Origin of the sequence: Mesorhizobium sangaii, from assembly GCF_014207355.1 — a bacterium.
Lineage (GTDB): Bacteria > Pseudomonadota > Alphaproteobacteria > Rhizobiales > Rhizobiaceae > Mesorhizobium > Mesorhizobium sangaii.
Genome location: NZ_JACHEF010000001.1, coordinates 538,024 through 555,634, shown reverse-complemented (window position 1 = coordinate 555,634; position 17,611 = coordinate 538,024). Strand labels below are relative to the sequence as shown.

The 17,611-nt window shown below is 62.6% G+C and carries 16 protein-coding genes; 9 read left to right on the top strand and 7 right to left on the bottom strand.

Annotation, left to right across the window (positions count from 1 at the left end; translation table 11 throughout):
- Positions 1 to 60: 60 nt before the first annotated feature.
- Complete coding sequence (locus tag HNQ71_RS02840) at positions 61 to 1,245, bottom strand: cystathionine beta-lyase (RefSeq protein WP_184871083.1); 1,185 nt, start codon at positions 1,243 to 1,245, stop codon at positions 61 to 63.
- A 329-nt stretch (positions 1,246 to 1,574) separates the two neighbouring features.
- On the opposite strand from HNQ71_RS02840, the gene HNQ71_RS02835 reads away from it, so the two are divergent.
- The 7 genes from HNQ71_RS02835 (at position 1,575) to HNQ71_RS02805 (ending at position 8,589) form a co-directional block, all read left to right on the top strand.
- Positions 1,575 to 2,210, top strand: a complete 636-nt coding sequence (locus HNQ71_RS02835; RefSeq protein ID WP_184871082.1) for a DUF1326 domain-containing protein — start codon at positions 1,575 to 1,577, stop codon at positions 2,208 to 2,210.
- A gap of 9 nt (positions 2,211 to 2,219) precedes the next feature.
- Positions 2,220 to 3,110: a DUF2182 domain-containing protein gene (locus tag HNQ71_RS02830; RefSeq protein WP_184871081.1), complete on the top strand. Its 891-nt coding sequence runs from the start codon at positions 2,220 to 2,222 to the stop codon at positions 3,108 to 3,110.
- 430 nt (positions 3,111 to 3,540) lie between these two features.
- The gene (locus HNQ71_RS02825; protein ID WP_184871080.1) at positions 3,541 to 4,569 is read left to right on the top strand and encodes an amino acid ABC transporter substrate-binding protein; all 1,029 of its coding nucleotides are present in this window, start codon (positions 3,541 to 3,543) and stop codon (positions 4,567 to 4,569) included.
- Between the two features lie 62 nt (positions 4,570 to 4,631).
- The gene (locus tag HNQ71_RS02820; protein WP_184871079.1) at positions 4,632 to 5,819 is read left to right on the top strand and encodes an amino acid ABC transporter permease; all 1,188 of its coding nucleotides are present in this window, start codon (positions 4,632 to 4,634) and stop codon (positions 5,817 to 5,819) included.
- Positions 5,820 to 5,823: 4 nt separating this feature from the next.
- A complete protein-coding gene (locus tag HNQ71_RS02815; protein WP_184871078.1) occupies positions 5,824 to 6,981 on the top strand; it encodes an amino acid ABC transporter permease in 1,158 nt (385 codons plus the stop codon).
- Positions 6,982 to 7,059: 78 nt separating this feature from the next.
- A complete protein-coding gene (locus HNQ71_RS02810) occupies positions 7,060 to 7,809 on the top strand; it encodes an amino acid ABC transporter ATP-binding protein (RefSeq protein ID WP_184872215.1) in 750 nt (249 codons plus the stop codon).
- Positions 7,810 to 7,920: 111 nt separating this feature from the next.
- Entirely contained in the window at positions 7,921 to 8,589 is a 669-nt protein-coding gene (locus HNQ71_RS02805) for a TIGR02117 family protein (RefSeq protein WP_184871077.1), read from the top strand.
- Positions 8,590 to 8,627: 38 nt separating this feature from the next.
- On the opposite strand, the gene HNQ71_RS02800 is transcribed toward HNQ71_RS02805, so the two are convergent.
- A complete protein-coding gene (locus HNQ71_RS02800) occupies positions 8,628 to 9,866 on the bottom strand; it encodes an FAD-dependent monooxygenase (protein WP_184871076.1) in 1,239 nt (412 codons plus the stop codon).
- 19 nt (positions 9,867 to 9,885) lie between these two features.
- Positions 9,886 to 10,131: a zinc-finger domain-containing protein gene (locus HNQ71_RS02795; protein ID WP_184871075.1), complete on the bottom strand. Its 246-nt coding sequence runs from the start codon at positions 10,129 to 10,131 to the stop codon at positions 9,886 to 9,888.
- A gap of 236 nt (positions 10,132 to 10,367) precedes the next feature.
- Here HNQ71_RS02795 and HNQ71_RS02790 point away from each other — a divergent pair, with 236 nt between their 5' ends.
- Together HNQ71_RS02790 and ppx are read left to right on the top strand one after the other, a co-directional pair.
- Positions 10,368 to 12,569: an RNA degradosome polyphosphate kinase gene (locus HNQ71_RS02790; RefSeq protein ID WP_184871074.1), complete on the top strand. Its 2,202-nt coding sequence runs from the start codon at positions 10,368 to 10,370 to the stop codon at positions 12,567 to 12,569.
- On the top strand, positions 12,569 to 14,104 hold the full coding sequence (gene ppx / locus HNQ71_RS02785) for an exopolyphosphatase (RefSeq protein WP_184871073.1): 1,536 nt from the start codon (positions 12,569 to 12,571) through the stop codon (positions 14,102 to 14,104). The genes HNQ71_RS02790 and ppx overlap by 1 nt, the downstream gene beginning before the upstream one ends.
- A gap of 21 nt (positions 14,105 to 14,125) precedes the next feature.
- Here the strand turns inward: ppx and HNQ71_RS02780 are convergent, their stop codons facing one another.
- The 4 genes from HNQ71_RS02780 to HNQ71_RS02765 form a co-directional block, all read right to left on the bottom strand.
- A complete protein-coding gene (locus HNQ71_RS02780) occupies positions 14,126 to 14,530 on the bottom strand; it encodes a DoxX family protein (RefSeq protein ID WP_184871072.1) in 405 nt (134 codons plus the stop codon).
- Between the two features lie 176 nt (positions 14,531 to 14,706).
- Positions 14,707 to 15,126, bottom strand: a complete 420-nt coding sequence (locus HNQ71_RS02775) for a DoxX family protein (RefSeq protein ID WP_184871071.1) — start codon at positions 15,124 to 15,126, stop codon at positions 14,707 to 14,709.
- A 177-nt stretch (positions 15,127 to 15,303) separates the two neighbouring features.
- The gene (fumC, locus tag HNQ71_RS02770) at positions 15,304 to 16,701 is read right to left on the bottom strand and encodes a class II fumarate hydratase (protein WP_184871070.1); all 1,398 of its coding nucleotides are present in this window, start codon (positions 16,699 to 16,701) and stop codon (positions 15,304 to 15,306) included.
- A 126-nt stretch (positions 16,702 to 16,827) separates the two neighbouring features.
- Positions 16,828 to 17,586 carry an SDR family NAD(P)-dependent oxidoreductase gene (locus HNQ71_RS02765; protein WP_184871069.1) on the bottom strand — a complete coding sequence of 253 codons (759 nt, stop codon included), beginning with the start codon at positions 17,584 to 17,586 and terminating at the stop codon, positions 16,828 to 16,830.
- Positions 17,587 to 17,611 lie beyond the last annotated feature (25 nt).

Sequence of the window (17,611 nt, the reverse complement as noted above, 5' to 3'; positions counted from 1 at the left end):
GCGGTTTTGAGAAATAGAATTCCGTGATCTGCTGAATCAGCTGGCTGGTGCCTTGATCGCTCAGGCAGAAGCCGCGGCGGTCAGGCCGCGCAGAATGTCGGCCTTCAGGTCTTCGACATCCTCGAGGCCGATCTGCAGGCGGATCAACGGGCCTTCATACGGGCCCTTTGCGACGACGCGGTCGGCGAGCCAGACCGGCACCGCAAGGCTCTCATAGCCGCCCCAGGAATAGCCGAGGCCGAAGATCTGCAGCGCGTCGAGGAAGGCGTGCTGCTGCTTCTGGCCGCCGCCGGCAAGCACGATGGAAAAGATGCCGCTCGAGCCGGAGAAATCACGCTTCCACAGGCCGTGGTCCGGATGACTGGGAAGGGCAGGGTGGAGCACGCGCGCCACGCCCTTCTGGCCCTCGAGCCAGGAGGCGATGGCGAGCGCGCTGCGCTGATGGCGCTCGAGGCGCACGCCCATGGTGCGCAGGCCGCGCAGCACCTGGTAGACATCGTCGGGCCCGGCGCAGCAGCCAAGCGTGCAGAAGCTTTCATAAAGATGCTTCCAGCAGCTTTCGTTGGCCGAGACCGTGCCAAGCAGCACGTCGGAATGGCCGGCCGGATATTTCGTCGCCGCGTGGATCGAGATGTCGACGCCGTGGTCGAGCGGGCGGAAATACAGCGGCGTCGCCCAGGTATTGTCCATCATGACGATGGCGCCTGCGGCGTGCGCCGCTTTGACGATCGCCGGGATGTCTTGCAGCTCGAACGTGTTGGACGCCGGCGATTCCGTGAACACCACCTTGGTGTTGGGCTTGATCAACGCCGCGATGCCGGCGCCGACATGGGGGGCGTAGTACTCGACCTCGACGCCCAGCCGCTTCAGCATCGTGTCGGCGAAGTTGCGCGTCGGGTGATAGACGGAATCGACGATCAGCAGGTGGTCGCCCGCCGACACGAACGCGAGCAACGGCACGGTCACCGCCGCAAGGCCCGAAGGCACCACGATCGTGCCGGCCGACCCTTCCAGTGCATCTATGGCGTCGGCAAGGGCATCGGTCGTCGGCGTGCCGCGCGTGCCGTAAGTGTATTTCTGGCTGCGTGCCGCCATCGACGCCGCGTCGGGATAAAGCACGGTCGAGGCATGCACCACCGGTGGATTGACGAAGCCGAAATAGTCATGCGGATTGTTGCCCGAATGGGCCAGCCGCGTGTTGATACCCATGCTGCTGGTAACTTGCCCGTCGCGGTCTTTCGCCATTCTTCTTCGCCTTGTTCGACAAGGCGCTAGCCATAGTGCGACGGCTTTGGCCGTGCAACCGGCCTGCACCCGCCAGGGTACCGACTTCGGATGTACCAAGTCGATTCCTGATGGAGGGGCGCACAGTCTTGCCCGGTCCGAACGCATTGCGCCCTTGGCCGATCGTCTATTGAAGACGGCCGGGAAAAATATATGATTGATTTCTAATAGTTTCCCCGGATTGCGTCGATCAGACACTGCCGGATGATCCTTCCCGGTTGACCTCCTGATCCCCCGCGATCCGGGCATCTCGGTTGCAGAGCAATGAATGCAGCCAGGGGAGGAATGGCATGACCGACGTCAAGTGGATGATCAAGGCGCGCGAGTTCGTCAACTGCAACTGCGCCTATGGCTGCCCATGCCAGTTCAACGCCTTGCCGACGGGTGGATCCTGCCGCGCGGTGGTCGGCGTGGAAATCGAGAGCGGCTATCATGGCGACACCAAGCTCGATGGCTTGCGCTTTGCCGGTGTCTTCCGCTGGCCTGGCGCAATTCACCAAGGCAGGGGTGAGGCGGCAGTGGTCATCGACGAGCGGGCGACCGAGGCGCAGCGCGGAGCGCTGCTTCGCATTCTCAGTGGTGAGGACACCGAACCCGGCGCGACCATATTCCAGGTTTTTTCGACGACGCTGGAGACGGTTCACGATCCGATCTTCGCCGCAATAGACTTCGAAGTCGACATAGATGCCCGAGCGGCTCGCCTGCACGTGCCGGGCGTAACCTCGGGCCACGGCGAGCCGATCAAGAATCCCGTCACCGGTGCGGAGCATCGGGCGCGCATCGACCTCACGCATGGTTTCGAATATTCGCTTGCCGAGGTCGGGCGTGGCTGGACCAAGGCAACCGGCCCGATCAAGTTCGAACTGGCGGATACGCACAGCCATTTCGCCAATTTGCACCTCTCGCAAAGTGGCATCGTGCATTGAGCTGATCCAATGAGCGACACGGCTCTCGAGGCGGTGCTGCGGCGCGACCGCACAGTCGTGACGGCCGCGCTCATCATCATTGCCGTGCTCGCATGGGCCTATGTACTGTGGCTCGCCGCCGACATGACCATGCAGGATGCTGCCACCCCGAGCGCCGCAACTGGCGACATGGTTGGCATGGACATGTCCGGTACCGATTCGGGTGGTATGGAGATGCCGGGCATGGATATGGGTGGCATGGACGTGGGCGCCACGATGGCGCCCGGTTTCCGCGCATGGGCGCCAGCCGACTTCGCTTTCATCTTTGCCATGTGGGCCGTCATGATGGTTGGCATGATGACGCCGTCGGTCGCGCCGATGGTGCTGCTCTATGCCGGGGTCGGTCGCAAGGCGCGGGCGGGTGGGCGGCCCATAGCATCGACTGCATGGTTTTTTACCGGCTATCTGCTCGTCTGGGTTGCCTTCAGCTTGGCCGCGGCCGACGCGCAATGGCTGCTGGCCAGTCAGGCTTTGCTGAGCCCGATGATGGCAACCAACAGTACGGTTCTCGGCGGCCTCGTCCTGATCGCGGCCGGCCTCTATCAATGGACGCCGATGAAGGGCGTCTGCCTGCAGCAATGCCAGGCACCGATCGCATTTCTGGCCAGTCATGGCGGGTTCCGTTCCGATCCGCTCGGTGCGCTTCGATTCGGGATCGTTCATGGCGCCTATTGCCTCGGTTGTTGCTGGGCGCTCATGGCGCTCCTGTTCGTCGGCGGCGTTATGAACGTGCTGTGGATCGCCGGCATCGCCATCCTCGTTCTCCTGGAAAAGACCGTCCCGACCGGGCGGCTGATCCCGCGCATCTCCGGCACGCTGATGGTGGCAATCGGCGCCTGGCTGCTCGTCCAAGCATCCTGAGCTCGCGCTCCTCCCGTTTCCGGGCGGCATGGCCACGCGACCCGGGTTGCTCGTCATGCGTTTAGTCTTTGGATAGGCCAATTCATTAGGGGAGTTTCAGGAGCGCGCAGTAAATCCGTGGGACAGATTTCGCTGGCATAGTCCGGAACCCCGGCCGACCGGACTTTGCCGATTTTGTTTGCGCGGCTTGCTAATTTCCTGACGCTCTTGGCTGCTATTCGGGCATTTGCGGCCGTTGGTTTTCAAACTCTTTCGAATTCGGTCATTTTCCTTGACCTCACAGGAATTATCGCCTTCGATGCCATTCGTGAATGGGAGGCGGCGCGTCGGTTACGATGCGGGGTTCCGGGTATGGGCCGGAATGGGAGCTGCGTTCACACGGGAAAAGATCAGGGTTTGCCTGAAAAACAGAGAAAAGGGTCTGTGGGTCATGAAACATATTGCTATCAGCATTCTTGGCGCCGCCACGCTTGGGTTGATGGCGTCCGCCGCCTCGGCAACGACGCTCGACACCGTCAAGGCGAAAGGCTTCATCCAGTGCGGTGTCTCGACCGGTCTGGCTGGCTTCTCGGCGCCGGACGACAAGGGTGACTGGCAAGGTATCGACGCGGATTTCTGCCGCGCAGTCGCGGCCGCCGTCTTTGGTGACGGCACCAAGGTCAAGTTCACGCCGCTCAGCGCCAAGGAGCGGTTCACCGCGCTGCAGTCCGGCGAGGTCGACATACTGTCGCGCAACACCACCTGGACCATCAATCGCGACACGGCGCTTGGCCTGAACTTCGTTGGCACCACCTACTATGACGGCCAGGGCTTCATGATCAACGCCAAGAAGCTGCCCGGCGTCAATTCCGCGCTGCAGCTTTCCGGCGCCGCCGTCTGCGTGCAGAGCGGCACGACCACCGAGCTCAATCTCGCCGACTACTTCAAGGCCAACAAGATGGAGTACAATCCGGTCGTCTTCGAGAAGCTGGAAGAGGTCAACGCCGCCTATGATGCCGGCCGTTGCGACGTCTACACCACCGATCAGTCGGGTCTTTACGGTATTCGCCTGACACTGGGCGCGCCGGCCGACCATGTCGTGCTGCCCGAGATCATCTCGAAAGAGCCGCTCGGACCGGCCGTGCGCCAGGGCGACGATCAGTGGTACCACATCGTCAAGTGGACCTATTTCGCGCTGCTCGACGCCGAGGAGCTCGGCATCACCAAGGCCAATGTCGACGAAATGAAGAACTCCGCCAGCCCGGAGATCAAGCGCGTGCTCGGCCAGGAAGCCGATACCAAGATCGGCACCGATCTCGGCGTCTCCAATGACTGGGTCGTCAACATCGTCAAGGCTGTCGGCAACTACGGGGAGATGTTCGACCGCAATGTCGGCTCGGGCAGCCCGCTCAAGATCGCCCGCGGCATCAACGCGCTATGGACCAAGGGCGGCCTGCAATACGCTCCGCCGATCCGCTGATCGAAATGTGATCCGGAAGGCAGATTGTCTGCCTTCCGGTTTCTCTTTCAGGGGACGGTCGAATGGCATCGCAGGAAGTTCTTCGCGAGGAGCCAAGTCGCGCTTCTCTCATAAATGACCCAAAAGTCCGCAGCATTTTCTATCAATGCCTGGTCGTCGCCTTGCTGGTGTCCGGTGTCTGGTGGATCGTCCACAACACGATCGTGAACCTGACGAACCTGCATATTGCCTCCGGCTTCGCCTTTTTGAGAGGCCGCGCCGGCTTCGACATTTCCGATACGGCGATCGCCTATACGTCGGACTCCACCTATGGCCGGGCCATCATCGTCGGCTTGATCAACACATTGATCGTCGCGTTTGTCGGCATCATCACCGCCACCATCATTGGTTTCATTGTCGGCATTGGTCGGCTGTCGAAAAACTGGCTGATCCAGAAGATCTGCACCGTCTATGTCGAGGTCTTCCGTAACATTCCGCCGCTCCTGGTCATCTTCTTCTGGTATTCCGGCGTGCTGGCCGTGCTGCCGGCGCCGCGCGATAGCATCAACCTGCCGTTCGGATCCTTCCTCAACCAGCGCGGCTTCTATTTTCCGCGTGCCGTGTGGGGCGACGGCTCCTGGCTGATCCCGGTGGGGCTGCTTGTCGGCATCGCCATGGCGTGGTTCGTCGCCCGCAAGGCGCACCAGCGGCAGATGGCGACCGGACAGCAATTCCCGGTGTTCTGGACGTCGCTGGCGCTGATCATCGGGCTTCCGCTGCTCGCTTATGTGTTGAGCGGCTTCCCAGTAACCTTTGATTTTCCGAAGCAATCGACTTTCAACCTGACTGGCGGTTTCGTCGTCAAGCCGGAATTCCTGTCACTCTATCTGGCACTGTCCTTCTATACCGCCGCCTTCATCGCCGAGATCGTGCGGGCCGGCATTCGCGGTGTTGCCAAGGGCCAGAGCGAGGCCTCGTCAGCCCTCGGCCTGCGTGCCGGCCAGGCGTTGCGGCTTGTGGTTGTGCCGCAGGCCATGCGCATCGTCATTCCGCCGCTGGCCAGTCAGTATCTCAATCTGACCAAGAATTCCTCACTCGCCATCGCCATTGGCTATCCCGATCTGACGGCAACGACCGGCACGGTGCTCAACCAGACCGGCCAGGCGGTCGAATGCGTGGTCATCATGATGGTGATCTATCTGGCCATCAGCCTTCTGACCTCGCTGTTCATGAACTGGTTCAACGCCAAGATGGCGCTGGTGGAGAGGTAAGGACATGCAAGAACATGATATGTCCTGGGTTCGCACCGAAATGGCACTGGCGCAGCCGGCGCCGGCCGGCGTCACAGGCTTCAGCGCCTGGGTGCGCAAGAACCTGATTGCGTCGACGGGCGACACCATTTTGACCATCATCGGTTTCGCGCTGGTGGTGATGATCTTGCCGCAGATCATCAACTGGGCCTTCATCAACGCCGTGTGGACGGGACCTAACCGAACCGTGTGCGCCACGGTGGCGCAGGGCGGTATCCAGCCGGATGGCTGGTCCGGCGCCTGCTGGGCCTTCGTCAACGCCAAGTTCGGCCAGATCATGTTCGGTACCTATCCGGTAGAGGAGCGCTGGCGGCCGATCCTGGTTGGCATATTGCTGGTCGTGCTCATGGTGCCGATGCTGATGCCGAGCGTGCCGCGCAAGGGTCTCAACGCCCTGCTGCTGATCGTCGGTCTCCCCATTGTGTCGTTCTTCCTGCTGGTCGGTGGCGCGTTCGGTCTGGAGCATGTCGAAACGGCGCGCTGGGGCGGCTTGCTGGTGACGCTGTCGCTGTCTTTCGTGGCCATCGTCGTGTCGTTGCCGCTTGGCATTATGCTGGCGCTTGGCCGTCGCTCCAGGATGCCGGTCGTCAAGATGCTGTGCGTCATCTTCATCGAAGCCGTACGCGGCATTCCGCTGATTACCGTTCTGTTCATGGCCAGCGTCATGCTGCCGCTGTTCCTGCCCCCGGGCGTCACCTTCGACAAGTACCTGCGCGCGCTTATCGGCGTGTCGCTGTTCGCCGCCGCCTATATGGCTGAAGTGGTGCGCGGCGGCCTGCAGGCGATCCCCAAGGGCCAGTATGAAGGCGCCGATTCGCTTGGCCTCGGCTATTGGCAGAAGATGTATTTCATCGTCATGCCGCAGGCGCTGAAGCTGGTCATCCCAGGCATCGTCAACACCTTCATCGGCATGTTCAAGGACACCAGCCTGGTCACGATCATTTCGATGTTCGACCTGCTCGGCATCGTCAAGCAGAACTTCTCCGACGCCAATTGGGCGACGGCGCAGACCGCCAAGTCGGGTCTGATCTTCGCCGCCTTTGTCTTCTGGCTGTTCTGCTTCGGCATGTCGCGCTATTCAATGTACACGGAACGCCGACTCGACACCGGCCACAAACGCTAAACAAAAGAACAAGGGGACCCTGTCATGGCCACCGAAAACGCCGTCAGCGCGGAAGAGATCAAGGTCAACGCCGCCAAGATGCACATCTCCGACACCGATGTCGCCATCGACATCGTCGCCATGCACAAATGGTATGGTGAGTTCCATGTGCTGAAAGACATCAACCTGAGAGTGATGCGCGGCGAGCGCATCGTCATCTGCGGCCCGTCAGGCTCCGGCAAATCGACGATGATCCGCTGCATCAACCGGCTGGAAGAGCACCAGAAGGGCAAGATCATCGTCGACGGCAAGGAACTGACCAACGATCTGAAGAAGATCGACGAGGTGCGCCGCGAGGTCGGCATGGTGTTCCAGCACTTCAACCTGTTCCCGCATCTGACCATCCTGGAGAACTGCACGCTGGCGCCGATCTGGGTGCGCAAGACGCCGAAGAAGCAGGCCGAGGAAATCGCCATGCATTTCCTCAAGCGGGTCAAGATCCCGGAACAGGCCAACAAATATCCGGGCCAGCTGTCCGGCGGCCAGCAGCAGCGCGTGGCGATCGCCCGCTCGCTGTGCATGAACCCGCGCATCATGCTGTTCGACGAGCCGACCTCGGCGCTCGATCCGGAGATGATCAAGGAAGTGCTGGAGACGATGGTCGGCCTCGCCGAAGAAGGCATGACCATGCTGTGTGTCACCCACGAAATGGGCTTTGCCCGCAAGGTCGCCAACCGCGTCATCTTCATGGACCAGGGCCAGATCGTCGAGCAGAACACGCCGGCCGAGTTCTTCGACCATCCGCGCCATGAGCGCACGAAGCTGTTCCTGTCGCAGATCCTGCACTAGGCCTTCGATAACCAGGAAGAGCCCGGCTGAAACTGTGCCGGGCTCTTTTGCGTATGGGCAGGAGGCGGGCGGTCTGTGTCGCGCCAGGGTGCGTTTGCAAGGCCGCCGTTCATGAAAAAGCTCGGACGTTTTCTAGGCCTGCTGTTGACCGTCGTTGCGCTCGCTGTGATGCTGGGCACTTTCGTGCCGCGGCCGCTGTGGCGGCCGGCCGGCGCCAATCCCGCCACCACGCGCCACATCCTGGTGCTGAACAATCCGATCCACACCGACATCGCCATCCCGGTCGAGGACAGGGTGCGCCAGCGGTTCCATTTCCTGGTCGACGCCGGGATACCGGTCGATAGCCCGGAGGTTCGCTACATCGTCTTCGGCTGGGGTGGTCGCGCCTTCTACCTGGAGACGCCGACATGGTCCGAACTCAAGGCTGTCCCGGTGATGAAGGCACTGACCCTCGACGCGTCGGTCATGCATGTCGATGTCGCTGGCGCCATCGTGGAACCGAATGCGGATGTTGCCGGCTTCGACATCGGCGAGGAGCGTTTGGCGGCGCTACTCGATTTCATCGATGCGAGTTTCCAGCGGAGGCCGCAAGGCTCGCTTCTTGTTCCGGGCGCGGCCTATTCCAGGTTCGACCGCTTCTATGAAGCCAACGGCCATTTCAACGCGCTGGTCGGCTGCAACACCTGGACGGCGGCGGCCTTGCGTACCGCCGGCTTGCGAACCGGCTGGTGGAACCCGCTGCCGGCTTCGCTTGGCCTGTCGATGCGAATCTACAATTGACTCCGTCCTACGGCCGGCATCCGGGCCATGCCCAGGTTTCAGCGTCGGATGATTTTCTGCTGCTGCCAGCCATAAAGCCAGTCCAGATCGGCGGCGAGCTTTTCGGACGAGCGCATTTTCAGGAACAGATTGCGCGCGATGGAGACTGGACCCGCGGCATGCCAGGCGAGGCGGTTGAGGGCGCCGCGACGGGCGACCCTGGCGACGCGCAGCCGCCGCAGGTTCTCCCAGATTTGAAGACTTTGTGCCGGATCGGCGGGCAAGTCTGCAACGACATCTGCAAGCATCGCCGCATCCTCGATCGCCATGGCGGCCCCTTGCGCCGCGAACGGCGTCATCGCATGCGCGGCATCGCCGATCAGTACCATGCGGTCGTTCGTCCAAGGCTGTTTGCTGTCAACCGTATGGATCGGCCATGCCGTCCACGGGCTGGTTGCCTCGATCAGACGGGCAAGTGCTGCCGCCGTACCGCCCATGGCACCGGTCAAGATCCTGGTGTCGGCGTTCCCGGACCAGCCCTCGGCGATGCGTTCGCCCTTGGTGAAGGCGACAAGATTGAAGGCAGCACCTTTGCTGACGGGATAGGCGACCATGTGGAAGCCGGGATGCAGGAAGGTGGTGACGCAATTGGCGGCACCGATCGCGGCAAAGGCTTGTCCGGCAGCGCTGTCGGCGGGAACGGTGGCACGCCAGGCCAGTTCGCCCGAAAAGTGACTTCTCGGCGAGGCCGCGCCCTTGGCTGTATCGACAAGTCCGCGCACGGATGACCAGACGCCATCGGCGCCGACCAGCAGCAAGCCCTCGGCCTCGACGGTCTCGCCAGCCATCTCGGCAGCCACGGTGACGCCATGGCTGCCTTTGGCAACGCCGCTGACATGTGCGCCGGGAGAAAGAACAATGTTCGGCATCTCGGCAACGCGCGCAGTCAGTGCGCTCTGCAGGTCAGCCCTGTGCGCAACGAGATAGGGTGCCTGCCAGCGGGCTTCGGCGGCTTGTCCCAGTCGCACGCGTGCCAGTTCGCGCAAGGTCGCGGCGTCCTTCAACACCACCGCTTCCGGCCGCACCGCTGCCGGGAGCAGCCGGTCGAGCACGCCGAGCTGGCGAAGAATGCGTGTCGCATTGGGAGAAAGCTGGATGCCGGCGCCAGCCGCTTCCAGGCGCTGCGCCTGTTCGAACACCTGCACTCGGTAGCCGCGTTCGGCGAACGCCAGCGCGGCGGTCAGCCCGGCGACGCCCGCCCCGGCGATGACGATTTGCCGGGACCGCGTGTCGTCCATCGGGCTTGCCGCGAAGGAATCAGGCGGCCTGGTCGATGTAGATACAGCCCGCAGGCAGCGTTTCCGTCGCCTTCAGCTTCGACGAATAGCGATAGAGCGTCGAGCAATAGGGGCAGACTTTTTCGTTGTCGCCGCCCATGTCGAGAAACACATGCGGGTGGTCGAAAGGCGGGTTGGCGCCCGTGCACATGAATTCCTTGACGCCGATGTCGATCGCCGGGTGGCCCGCATCGTTCTGGAAATGGGGAATGGAACCGCCTGCCATCGTCGTCTCCTTAACGCAGTCTCTTCTGCATCTGGATCATAACCGGTCTCTTTGCAAGTTCGATGAAATCAAACTGTCGCAAAAGCCTGTCAGAGGATAAGCTAAGCCGGTTAAGGCAATGACCCCGAAAACGGAATCGGTTTACGGAGAGGGTCAGGCCTCGCTTCAGGGCACCTGCGGCGCATCCGGGACGGTTGCGTCGCTCGGCGGCGGAGCGTGAGGGAAGAGCAGGAAAAATGAACGAACTGAAGCCGGTGCAGAGCGAATTCGTGAATGTCGAGGTGGCTCGCCCGGAGGCCGGCAACCCGGATCGCTTCGTCAACCGGGAGTTTTCCTGGCTGCAGTTCAACCGGCGCGTTCTCGAGGAGTCGCTGAACCTCAATCACCCGCTGTTGGAGCGCGTCCGCTTCCTGTCGATCTCGGCGGCCAATCTCGACGAGTTCTTCATGGTCCGCGTCGCCGGTCTTGCCGGCCAGGTGCGCGAGGGCATCACGCTGAAGAGCCCTGACGGCCGCACCCCCGAACAGCAGCTCGAACAATTGCTGCGGGAGGTCGAACGGCTGCAGGAAGACCAGCAGAAGAGCCTTTCGGCGCTCATCGTGCTGCTCAACAAGGAAGGCATCGAGAGCATCACCCGCGACGCACTGACCAAGGACGAAAAGATCTGGCTGGAAGACCATTTCCAGGAGCAGGTGTTTCCGGTCCTGACCCCGCTGTCGATCGACCCGGCGCATCCGTTCCCGTTCATCCCCAATCTCGGTTTCTCGATGGCTCTGCAATTGCGCCACCGCAAGAACGGCGAAGAGATGAGCGCGCTTCTGCGCCTGCCGGTGGCGCTGAAGCGCTTCATCCGTTTGCCGGACCGCAAGCACCATGTCCGCTTCATCCCTCTGGAAGAGGCGGTCGGCCTTTACATCGGCAAGCTGTTCCCGGGCTACGAGGTCAAGGGCTCCGGCACGTTCCGTATCATCCGCGACAGTGATATCGAGGTCGAGGAGGAGTCCGAGGATCTGGTGCGCCTGTTCGAGACGGCGCTGAAGCGCCGCCGCCGCGGTTCGGTGATCCGCATCGAATTCGACGTATTGATGCCGGCCGAACTGCGCGACTTCGTTGCCGGCGAGCTAGGCGTATCGTCGAGCCGCATCAGCGTTCTGACCGGTCCGCTGGCGCTCAGCCAGATTTCCGAGATCGTCGCCGTCCCGCGCGACGACCTCAAGTTCACGCCCTACAATCCGCGCTTTCCCGAGCGCATCCGCGAGCATGGCGGCGACTGCTTCGCCGCCATCCGCGAGAAGGACATCGTCGTCCATCACCCCTACGAATCCTTCGATGTGGTGGTGCAGTTCCTCCGCCAGGCGATGGCCGATCCGGAAGTGGTGGCGATCAAGCAGACGCTTTACCGCACTTCCAACGACAGCCCGATCGTGCGCGCGCTGGTCGATGCGGCCGAGGCCGGCAAGTCAGTGACCGCGCTGGTCGAGCTCAAGGCGCGTTTCGACGAAGAAGCCAACATCCGCTGGGCGCGCGACCTGGAGCGCGCCGGTGTGCAAGTCGTGTTCGGCTTCCTTGAGCTGAAAACCCATGCGAAAATGTCGCTGGTGGTGCGGCGCGAGGACGGCAAGCTGCGCAACTATGTGCATCTCGGCACCGGCAACTACCATCCGGTCACCGCGCGCATCTACACCGACCTGTCTTTCTTCACCACCGACCCGACGATCGCCCGCGATGTCGCCCAGCTCTTCAATTTCATCACTGGCTATGCCGAGCCGACGGATGAAATGCGGCTGGCGATCTCACCGTTCACGCTGAGAAGCCGCATCTTGAAGCATATTGCCGACGAGATTGCCCACGCGGTGGACGGGAGGCCGGCGCGCATCTGGATGAAGATGAACGCGCTTGTCGATCCGATCATCATCGATGCGCTCTATGACGCAAGCCGTGCCGGCGTCGAGATCGACCTCGTCGTGCGCGGTATCTGCTGCCTGCGGCCGCAGGTGCCGGGCCTGTCGGAGAATATCAGGGTCAAGTCGATCGTCGGCCGTTTTCTGGAACACAGCCGCATCTATTGCTTCGGCAACGGCCATGGGCTGCCATCGGACGAGGCGATCCTCTACATCTCTTCGGCCGACCTCATGCCGCGCAATCTCGACCGCCGTGTCGAGACCATGGTGCCGATCACCAATCCAACTGTGCATGAACAGATCCTGGGCCAGATCATGCTGGGCAACATCATGGACAATCAGCAAAGTTTCGACGTATTGGCTGATGGAACCTCCCGGCGCGTCGTGCTGGAGGAGGGCGAGGAACCGTTCAACGCGCAGGAATATTTCATGACCAATCCGAGCCTGTCGGGACGGGGTGACGCGCTGAAGTCGCACGCGCCCAAGCGCATCGCGCAGTTCAAGCGCCGCAAGAAGAACGCCGCAGCGTCCACCTGATGCTGTCTGATTCCCAGGGCCGGTTGCAGGACCGCCGACCGCTATCCATCATCGACATCGGGTCGAATTCGATCCGCCTCGTCGTCTATGAGGGGCTGGCGCGCTCGCCGACCATGCTGTTCAACGAAAAGATGCTAGCCGGCCTCGGCCGCGGCATTGTTTCCACCGGCAAGCTCGACCCCGAGGCGGTGACCCGCTCGATGGAGGAGTTCCGCCGCTTTCGCGCGCTCTCCGACCAGGCCGGCGCCGAGCACATGTATGTCCTGGCCACCGCCGCGGCCCGCGAGGCGATCAACGGTCCCGATTTCATCCATCGCGCCGAGGACGTGCTCAAGACCGAGATCCGTGTGATCAGTGGCCGCCAGGAAGCCTATTATTCGGCGCTCGGCGTCATTTCGGGCTTCCACCCGGCCAATGGCATCGCCGGCGATTTGGGCGGCGGCAGTCTGGAACTGGTCGACGTCAACGGCGAGGCGATCGGCGACGGCATAACGCTGCCGCTGGGCGGCCTGCGCCTGCAGGACATGGCGAAGAACTCGCTGACCCAGGCGGCCAAGATCACGCGTGACGAACTGTCGAGGGCCAAGCTGTTGAAAGGCGGGCAGGGCAGGCCCTTCTACGCTGTCGGCGGCACCTGGCGAAATCTCGCCCGGCTGCACATGGAAATGACAAATTACCCACTTGGCGTCATGCACCATTACGAGATCAGCGCCGAAAGTGCGACGAACTTCCTCAAGCAGGTGGCCAAGGCAGAGATCGAGAAGGTCAAGGGCATCGAAGGCGTTTCGAAGAACCGCCGTTCTCTGCTGCCTTATGGCGCCATCGTGCTGCAGGAGATCATGGCGGCGATGCAGCCGTCGAAGATCATCGTCTCGGCGCTCGGTGTGCGCGAGGGCTTTCTCTATTCCCTGCTCGACCAGGCCGAGCAGAAGGCCGATCCATTGATTTCCGCGTCGGAGGAACTCGCCCGGCTGCGCTCACGCTCCGTCACCCATGCGCATGAACTTGTCGACTGGACCGCCAGGACCTTTGCCGCCTTCGGCATCGACGAGACCGAGGACGAGGCGCGCTATCGCCACGCCGCCGCATTGCTGGCCGACATCGGCTGGCGCGCGCATCCCGAATATCGCGGCAAGCAGTCGCTCAACATCATCGCGCATGCGTCCTTCTTCGGCGTCGACCATCCCGGCCGTGCCTTCCTGGCACTGGCCAACGCCTATCGTCACGACGGCATCTTCAACGAAGCGATCGCACCCGAGATCAAGGCGCTGGCTTCGCCGCGTTACCTGGAGCGGGCACGCGTGCTGGCGGCGATGATGCGCGTCGTCTATCTGCTGACGGCATCGATGCCCGGCATCATGCCCCGGCTGAAATGGGAACAGCGCGGCAACGGCGTGCTGGCGCTGGTGCTGCCTGCATCGCTGGCCGACCTCTATGGCGAACGACCGGCCGGGCGCCTGGCGCAACTGGCAAGGATAACCAACCGCCGGCTGGTGCTGGCCGTCGAGGGCGGTCCAAGCGTTTCGGTGAAATAGAACGTATCTGTGAAGTAGGCCTTACGCCGAACCGCGCCCGTCGGCAGACCAGGCACCCGCGCCGGCCATCGCCAGCGCCAAAGAGCCGCCCGATATGGCGATGTCCTTCATCAGCATCTGCGAATGCAGGAAGGCGAGCATCGCATCGTCGCCGCCCTGGCCGTAGTGGCCGATGAAACCAGCGACGATGCAGAAGGCGGCGAGCAGCAGAGCGGTGACCCGGGTCTGGAAACCGACCAGGATGAGCAGCCCGGCGATCAGTTCGAACAAGCCGGTACCCCAGGCTGCAAGGGTCGGCAGCGGCAGGCCGAGGCCGGCGAAATAGCCCGTCGTGCCGGCAATGTCGGAAACCGCTTGGAAGCCGGAGGGTACGAACAAGGCGGCAAGCAGCAGCCGGGAAAGCAGAAGCAGTGCGTTTCGTGGCATGCTTATCTCCGCTGTCACTCGGGCCGGCTGGTCCTGTTGCACATCCGACGGTCGATCCTACCAGCAATGCGGGCACAAATCCGGCTGGCAAATCGGGACATGGACTTGTGCACCGACAACGAAAAAGCGGCGCGGAAAATTCCGCGCCGCTTTTGTTTTCGAATTCTGGCTGTGGATCAGCCGCGCTTGGCGTCGATCGAATAGGCGCCGGCGCCCGAGGTGGCCAGCACGATGAAGCCGCCGGCAATCCCCAGATTCTTGAGGAAGTTGATCATCTGCATCTGATCGGCCCAACCGGTGTGGGCGACCAGCGCGGTGGCGACGGTGAAGATAGCGAGCACCCAGGCGGCAATCCGGGTCTGGAAGCCGACAAGGATGGCGGCGCCGCCGAGAAGCTCGATCAGGCCGACGATGATGGCCGTCGCGGTCGGCACGGGCAGGCCGAGGCTGCCGAAATAGGCGGCTGTGCCGGCAATCGTAGTGAGCTTGCCGAAACCTGAAAGCAGGAAGATCACGGCAAGCAGGACGCGGCCGAGGAGGATGGTGGCTGAGGCATTGGAAGCGCCGGAACCGGCGACTGAAGTGTTGATGGACATGGTGGCTCTCTCTGGAAGGGTTCAATACAACCCAAATAGAGCAAGCCGACTGTTCACCAAAGCCGCCAGACTGGCGACACATTGTTCACAGTACCTACGTTTCCGTGATCGGGCGACTTACGCAAAATTCGCGTCGAGTGAGGTCGCGACGCGAGTAATTTTTCCCGTCGCCAAATCTTACCCCGGGTGCGTCATGTCCTCCGGCCGCACCAGCCGGTCGTAGTCGGCTTCGCTGACCAGCCCGGTGGCCAGCGCTTCCTCGCGCAAGGTGGTGCCCTTCTTGTGCGCGGTCTTGGCGATCTTGGCGGCATTGTCGTAGCCGATGGTCGGCGCCAGTGCCGTCACCAGCATCAGCGAGCGGTCGAGTGCCGCCTTGATGTTGTCCTCCCGCGCCTCGATCCCGACGACGCAATTGTCGGTGAAAGAGACCGAAGCGTCGCTGAGCAACTGCACCGACTGCAGGAAGTTGTAGGCCATCAGCGGGTTGTAGACATTGAGCTCGAAATGGCCCTGGCTGCCGGCGAAGGTGAGCGCGGCATTGTTGCCGAACACCTGCACGCAGACCTGGGTCATTGCCTCGCACTGGGTCGGATTGACCTTGCCCGGCATGATCGACGAGCCCGGCTCGTTTTCCGGCAGGGACAGTTCGCCGAGGCCCGAACGCGGGCCGGAACCGAGGAAGCGGATGTCGTTGGCGATCTTGAACAGGGCGGCGGCGCAGGCGTTGATGGCGCCGTGCGAGAACACCATGGAATCGTGGGCTGCGAGCGCCTCGAACTTATTCGGCGCGGTCACGAAGGCGATGCCGGTGATGGCGGCGATGCGGTCCGCCACCCTCTCGGCGAAGCCGACGGGCGCATTGAGCCCGGTGCCGACGGCGGTGCCGCCCTGCGCCAGCTCCTGCAGGCCGGGCAGCGTCAGCTCGATGCGCTTGATCGACGAGGCGACCTGCGCGGCATAGCCCGAAAATTCCTGGCCGAGCGTCAGGGGGGTAGCATCCTGCGTGTGCGTACGGCCGATCTTGATGATGTGGGCGAAAGCCCGGCTCTTGGCGTCCAGCGCCTTGTGCAGGTGCTTCAGGGCCGGCAGCAGGTCGTGCACGATGCGCTCGGCGCACGCGATGTGCATGGCCGTCGGATAGGTGTCGTTCGACGACTGGCTCATATTGACGTGGTCGTTGGGATGCACGGGCTTCTTCGAGCCCATGACGCCGCCCAGCATCTCGATCGCCCGGTTGGAGATCACTTCGTTGGCGTTCATGTTGGACTGCGTGCCCGAGCCGGTCTGCCAGACAACCAGCGGGAAATGGTCGTTGAGCTTGCCGTCGATGACCTCTTGCGCTGCCCCGATGATCGCCTTGCCGATCGCCGGGTCGAGCCGCTTCAGTTCCATGTTGGCTTCCGCCGCCGCCCGCTTGACGATGCCGAGTGCACGAACGATCGACGCCGGCTGTTTCTCCCAACCGATCTTGAAATTGCCGAGCGAACGCTGTGCCTGCGCCCCCCAATAGCGATCGGCGGCGACTTCGATCGGGCCGAACGTGTCGGTTTCGGTTCTGGTCTTTGCAGCAGTCACGGGTCTCTCCTTGTCGAAGTCGGCAACGGCGTATCGCGTTGCATAAACGGCTTCAAGCGGAGATTGCGGGCGGGACGGATGCAAATCGGTTGAAGCCTTCACCCCTCGACGGGAGAGCCGGGGCACTCACCCAGCCGTGTAGCCGCCGTCGATGGTAAAGATGCCGCCGCTGGTCCAGGTGGCCTCGTCGCTGGCGAGATAGACCGCGATACCGGCCAGATCGTCGGGGCGGCCGATGCGGCCGAGCGGATAGCTGCGCTCGACATAGGCGCTCAGCGCCGCCTTTGCCTCGGCCGGCAGGTAGTCGACTGTCCTGCGCCGCATGGCGGTGTCGACAGTGCCGGGCGCGATGGCGTTGACGCGGATGCCGCGCGGGCCGAGTTCGAAAGCCAGCGATTTGGTCAGCGAGTTCACCGCGCCCTTCGACAGGGAATAGAGGCTCGACGGCCGCTTCGGGATCATCTTGTTGGCGAAGTAGGACGAGATGTTGATCACCGACGCGCCGGCTGCCAGATGCGGCAGCAGAGCCTGTGTGAGGAAGAACACCGCCGTCACATTGAGCGCGAAGGATTGCTGGAACTGCTCCTCGCTGACCGTCTCGAACGGTACCAGGAAAGCCACCCCGGCATTGTTGACGAGGATATCGAGCGGCCGAGCGCAGTTTTTCACGTGCCCGGCCACGGCTTCGATGCCGGCGCCGGTGGCAAGATCGGCCGACAGCGTCTCGACATTGCCGCCGAGCTGCCTGGCGGCGGCATCGAGCTTTCTGGTGTCGCGGCCGACGATCAGGACGTCGGCACCCTCACGCGAAAAGGACTCGGCGATCGCAAGGCCTATGCCGTCCGATCCGCCGGTAACCAGCGCGCGCTTGTCGTGAAGTCTCATTCTACGCTCCGAGGCAGCTTGGCCG